The organism is Pseudoalteromonas sp., from assembly GCF_041629635.1.
Lineage (GTDB): Bacteria > Pseudomonadota > Gammaproteobacteria > Enterobacterales > Alteromonadaceae > Pseudoalteromonas.
This window is the reverse complement of the sequence record NZ_JBFKMX010000191.1, coordinates 1-5,255: the sequence shown is the minus strand read 5'-3', so window position 1 is coordinate 5,255 and position 5,255 is coordinate 1. Positions and strand designations below refer to the sequence as shown.

Annotated in this window: 10 protein-coding genes; 1 reads left to right on the top strand and 9 read right to left on the bottom strand. The window is 40.2% G+C overall.

The window, feature by feature from the left end; genetic code table 11:
* The coding region (gene nrdD / locus ABYD77_RS17565) for an anaerobic ribonucleoside-triphosphate reductase (protein WP_372771397.1) at window positions 1–297 on the top strand (297 nt) is incomplete at its 5' end.
* Window positions 298–335: 38 nt separating this feature from the next.
* Here the strand turns inward: nrdD and ABYD77_RS17560 are convergent.
* The 9 genes from ABYD77_RS17560 to ABYD77_RS17520 all read right to left on the bottom strand — a co-directional run.
* Window positions 336–1,034: a hypothetical protein gene (locus tag ABYD77_RS17560; RefSeq protein WP_372771396.1), complete on the bottom strand. Its 699-nt coding sequence runs from the start codon at window positions 1,032–1,034 to the stop codon at window positions 336–338.
* Window positions 1,034–1,483 (bottom strand): L-alanine exporter AlaE, encoded by a 450-nt coding sequence (gene alaE, locus ABYD77_RS17555; protein WP_372771395.1) that lies wholly within the window; start codon window positions 1,481–1,483, stop codon window positions 1,034–1,036. The genes ABYD77_RS17560 and alaE overlap by 1 nt, the downstream gene beginning before the upstream one ends.
* A gap of 191 nt (window positions 1,484–1,674) precedes the next feature.
* Window positions 1,675–2,289 carry an ATP-binding cassette domain-containing protein gene (locus ABYD77_RS17550; RefSeq protein ID WP_372771394.1) on the bottom strand — a complete coding sequence of 205 codons (615 nt, stop codon included), beginning with the start codon at window positions 2,287–2,289 and terminating at the stop codon, window positions 1,675–1,677.
* Window positions 2,283–2,933, bottom strand: coding sequence for a molybdate ABC transporter permease subunit (gene modB, locus ABYD77_RS17545; protein ID WP_372771393.1), 651 nt, complete (start codon window positions 2,931–2,933; stop codon window positions 2,283–2,285). The genes ABYD77_RS17550 and modB overlap by 7 nt, the downstream gene beginning before the upstream one ends.
* Before the next feature lie 26 nt (window positions 2,934–2,959).
* Entirely contained in the window at window positions 2,960–3,685 is a 726-nt protein-coding gene (modA, locus tag ABYD77_RS17540) for a molybdate ABC transporter substrate-binding protein (protein WP_372771392.1), read from the bottom strand.
* 6 nt (window positions 3,686–3,691) lie between these two features.
* Window positions 3,692–4,138, bottom strand: coding sequence for a molybdenum cofactor biosynthesis protein MoaE (locus ABYD77_RS17535; protein ID WP_372771391.1), 447 nt, complete (start codon window positions 4,136–4,138; stop codon window positions 3,692–3,694).
* A gap of 1 nt (window position 4,139) precedes the next feature.
* On the bottom strand, window positions 4,140–4,385 hold the full coding sequence (locus ABYD77_RS17530) for a MoaD/ThiS family protein (RefSeq protein WP_372771390.1): 246 nt from the start codon (window positions 4,383–4,385) through the stop codon (window positions 4,140–4,142).
* A 10-nt stretch (window positions 4,386–4,395) separates the two neighbouring features.
* Complete coding sequence (gene moaC, locus ABYD77_RS17525; protein ID WP_372771389.1) at window positions 4,396–4,893, bottom strand: cyclic pyranopterin monophosphate synthase MoaC; 498 nt, start codon at window positions 4,891–4,893, stop codon at window positions 4,396–4,398.
* A 1-nt stretch (window position 4,894) separates the two neighbouring features.
* Window positions 4,895–5,255: molybdenum cofactor synthesis domain-containing protein (locus tag ABYD77_RS17520; protein ID WP_372771388.1), on the bottom strand; the 361-nt coding region annotated here is incomplete at its 5' end.

The following is a 5,255-nucleotide window of genomic DNA, read 5'->3' as shown; positions in this document are numbered from 1 at the left end:
GGCGGCAGTGCTCTACATCTTAATTTAGACGAACACCTCAGCGCACCCGCTTATTTACAACTACTCAATATTGCAGCCAAAACGGGGTGTAATTATTTTTGTATTAATGTCAAAAGTACACTGTGTCACGACTGCGGCCATATAGACAAACAAACTCAACAAAATTGCAGTGCATGCGGTAGCCTTGAGATCGATTATGCAACTCGGGTTATCGGCTATTTAAAGCCTGTAACAGCCTTTAGTAAAGGTCGTCGTGTTGAGCATGCCAAACGGCATTACCACCAGCAACCAGCTTAATTCTCTATAGCATACAGGGAACTGATGTTCCCTGTGAATTAAGAGTTTACCTTGCGGTTTTCAACTAAAATTTCAAGCATCCGCTCTGAAGGTAAAAACAATTTTATGCCTTGTGTAATGTCATTAAGCTGATCAAAGAAATAGTCAAAATGGGTGCAACCCATAATGAAAATTTGCACACCTGATTTAACGAGCGCATTCGTCAGATCAGTCAAAGCATGAAGCCCAATAATAATATTAGGATCTACCCCAGCCTCGATGTCTTCGACAATTTGTAAATTGCCGATACCAATCACTTTCGCTGTTGGGTTTTTACTTAAAATAATTCGCTCAATGTTGGCACAGCTTTGGCAATTTGCTGCCAATAGACCAAAGTTACGATATTGCTTGGTTAGTTCAGCATACACTTCTAGTGGGGTAATAATCGGTATAACCGAAGTACTCTGTACTTTTTCCAAATCAATCGCGCCACTTAACGAATTACAATAAATCATGCAGCTTTGTGCCCCATTTTCAGCTAAATAATCCACAGTATTTAATACCATAGCTGTCAATTGCTCTTTATCGAGTGCCTGCAATTGGGTTTGTGCTTGAGGAGACTCAGAGATCGGGCTACCAATGCCGAAGTAGCCTCTACTTTGCAAAAAGTTGAGTCCAAAAATAGTATCCGTTTCTGTTCCTGCAATAATACCAAGACAGCTTGATTTGTCTTCAAATTGATTACTAATAAGCTTCATTAAGCCACCCTGTTATTAAGTGTTAAACCAGCTTTTCGGGTTAACCAATCTAGGTACATACCGTAAGGTTTACCTAATAACCCTGCAATGCATGTAATTGTGACTGCTGCTGTGATAATTTCTGACGTATCCGCGCCACCTAAAATGGCACTACCAACGTAAATCGGTAACTGAAAAGACAAAAAAACGAAGCTATCCACTAAATAGTGTTTTAAAAAACCATCTTGCTCTGTGGTTGTCGTCAGTTGGTAGACCTTTTCGCGCCATAAAGTATAAGGGCGCGCAACTACTGAGTTAACAATAAAAGCAAATAGTCTAATTTTAAAATGCTCACCCCAACTCATTTGCGCAATCAAAATCTCAACCACAAAAGCAACTGCGTAAGAAAAACTATTCATGGCAAATACATCAAGTAAAAAAGGCTTAAATTGCCAATTATTTTTAAGCATGAAAAAGCTGATATTTCCGAATAAAAATTGGGCGCTAGTATAATTAGTTACAATTTAATTTAAAGAAGAATTCACGAAAATACAAAACAAAGCATTAATAATACATAACTAGCATTAGAGCAAATAAATTAATCTGCAAAATAATTTTTAATGGATAAATAAATCTTTACGAACGAAAGTTGCAACAGCAACTAATCAATGTTGATAATCTCTTCTGCGAGTTGGCATAACTCATCATGATTATGCGAGATCATCAACATGGGGATCGTATATTCTTGTTTTATTTGTTTTAAATAATCAAGCAATTGCAATTTTTGATTTTTATCAATACCTGTAAGTGGTTCATCAAGTAAAAGTAGCTGCGGACTGCTCAGGATTGCTCTAGCAATAGCCACTCGTTGTTGTTCACCTCCTGATAAAAAATGTGTTTTTCTTGCGAGCAAAGGTTTTAGCTGCATGGTTGAGACTACCTGCTCAAATGAGAACATACGTTGCGTCGATCGTTTATATGCAAACACCAAGTTTTGTTCCACATTTAAGTGCGGGAACAATCGTGCATTTTGAAACACATAGCCAATATTACGCTGTTGAGGCGTTAACCATACATTAGCGTCCTGTAACACTTTATCCTTTACCTGTATACTACCCGTCGCCTCGGGCGCAAACCCCGCAATTATCTTAAATAATGTCGATTTCCCACAGCCTGATTCGCCAACAATACCAATGCATTGACTCTCTGACTTGGTCGCTATCTGATAATGGAAATGACGTTGTGCAAGAACAATTTCAGCATTCACAGCTAACATCTGCGCGGCCTTTTTAAATAATTAATCACAGCTAGACTTAACACAGCAAAAATCAGTAAACCGGCAGAAATTGTATGTGCTTTGTCATATTCCATTGATTCCACCGCATCAAATAGTGCAATGGACAACACTTGGGTTTCCCCCGGAATATTGCCACCAATCATTAAGATCACACCAAACTCCCCTACCGTATGGGCAAAACATAATAAACCAGCACTGATAATGCCATTGCGCGAAATAGGCAAGACAATGTTAATAAAACTATCCCACTTTGATGCACCCAATGAATAGGCCGTTTCGAGTAACTGGAGATCCATATCAGCAAACGTTGCTTGTAATGGCTGTATTACAAAAGGCAATGAATAGATCAGTGAGCCAACTAAAATCCCCCAAAAGGAAAATGCCAATTGTTGGTTTGTTAGAGTTTCAAACCAACCACCGATAAACGTCTGTGGTGAAAACGCAATTAATAAATAAAAGCCTAATACAGTGGGCGGTAGTACAATCGGCAGCGCCACTAGAGACTCGATAATACGCGCAATAAAAGAACGACTTTGGCTAAGCCACCATGCCAAAGGAATACCTATAACAAGAAGAATCGCCATGGTGCTTAAGGCAAGTTTAACAGTCAACCAAAATGCCATTATTTCGCTGTTTGATATCATCACCATTAATGGTATCCCCAGCGCGACAATTGTTGCTGTACAGATGCGGAATTTAAATAGCTAAGAAATTGCTGTGCTTTATCTTGTTGTCTTGAAGCTGCAATAACAACCGCATATTGCGCTATAGATGACTCTTCAGTATCGAGTATTTGATAATCAGATATTGCTATATTGTGCGCCAGTAAATGACTCAAAGCGACAAACCCCGCTTTTGCATTACCAGAGTGCACTACCTGAAAAGTTTGAGCAATGTTATTAGTCGTCACGGTTTTAACCGAAAGCGCTTCAAAGTATTTTTCTAAATACGCCTGTGTGGCAATGCCATAAGGTGCATGTTTGCCATTCGCTATAGCTAAAACAAGTGTCTCGTCATTGTTTAGCTGCGACAGACTGGTATATTGATTAGGAGAATAAAATGCCAATTCACCTATCGCATACACTTGTTTACTGGCAGCAACAGCCAATCCATACTCGATTAATTTATTAGGTCGATATTCGTCTGCTGAAAGAAATAGATCAAACGGTGCGCCATGGCTAATTTGTTGATAAAGCACTCCAGAAGAGGCTGACGATAATGACACCTTTATTTGATAAATCTTTTCAAATTCACTTACAACTTGCTGTAAAGGGGCTTTAAAATTACTAGCCACCGCAATTCGTAAGGGCTGCGCATCTGCTGTACCCGATACAAATAACCAACAAATAAAGTAAAGCTGCAAGCAAAACCGCACTTAAAGTTACTCCCAATTTAAATAAGCCGTTTGATCTTTATCTGCAGGTGTTAACCATACATCCGCGTGTGTTGTCGTTTCCTTTTTCCAAAAAGGGGCCTGCTTTTTAAGATAATCCATTACATATTGAGCACAATCAAACGCTTCTTCACGATGCTGGCTAGACACTCCGACGTAAACAATTTGATCGCCCAAACTCAACTGACCTACTCGATGAATAACATCCACACGATCAACAAAAAAACGTTCTTTGGCTTTTTCAATAATCGCCTCAAGGGTACGCTCGGTCATACCTGGGTAATGTTCTAAAAACAGTCCCGTGACATCATTGCCTTGGTTAAAATCACGTACCAATCCAGTAAATGTGACAATTGCGCCAGCATGTAAATTATGCTGTTTTAAATCTGTATAAAGTGCATTCAAATCAAAATCTTGATGTTGTATTTTTATCATATTACCCTCCCGTTACCGGTGGAAAAAACGCCACCTCATCTGAGGCCGTTACAGTATCTGTTTCCAATGCCATTGCTTGATTGATCGCAGCAAGAGCATTGTCTTTTAGCAAGAACTCCTGCCACTTTTCACCGCGTTCAGCCAACAGCCTGCGCAGTTGAGCAAGTGTCTGAATTTCAATGTCATGTATTTCGAGTTCACTGCAATTCAGCATTTCCCGTAACCGACCAAAAAATAAAATTTTCATTTAATGCCTCCTAAACAGTTAAAGCATGGTGTTGCGAATGACTAAACTCACCACTTTTACCACCTTCTTTATGGCTGACATGACAATGGCTAATGACCATTTCTGGGTCGCTTGCTTTACACATATCAAAGACAGTAAGTGCCGCTATATTGACCGCCGTGAGAGCCTCCATTTCAACCCCCGTTTGGCCGGTCAATTTCACCATAGCTTTGATATGTACACAGCAAAGCGCGGCATCACACTCTAAATCAACCTGAACTTTACTAAGCAACAAAGGGTGACATAGTGGAATTAAGTCAGCACAGCGTTTCGCGGCTTGAATGCCTGCAATCCGAGCAACCTGCAGCACATCTCCCTTTGCATTAGCGTTAGCCACTAATAAATCAAAAGTGGTCTGATCCATAGATATACGGGCATAGGCATTCGCAACTCGTGTTGATGGTGTTTTTTCACTAACATCAACCATGCTCGCAGCCCCCTGCTCATCAACATGTGTAAATAACGTCATATTAGCCTCGCGGTTCACACAGTGCGCTTTGTGTTTGCTTTAATTGCGGCACAAAATTACATGGCCGATGAGATGCATCTAACTGTTCAACAATAATGTTATGCCAAGCCGTTTTACAGGCGTTGGTGGAACCTGGCATGGCGAAAATCACCGTACCATTAGCAAAACCCGCAACAGCTCTTGATTGAATGGTCGATGTGCCAATTTGCTGATATGAAATTTGACGAAATAGTTCGCCAAAACCATCAACTTCTTTATCAAATAATGGCGCCAAAGCTTCCGGTGTTGAATCGCGTGCAGTAAACCCTGTACCACCAGTGATCACTATTGCTTGCACCTTATCACTGGCTATCCACTGTGAT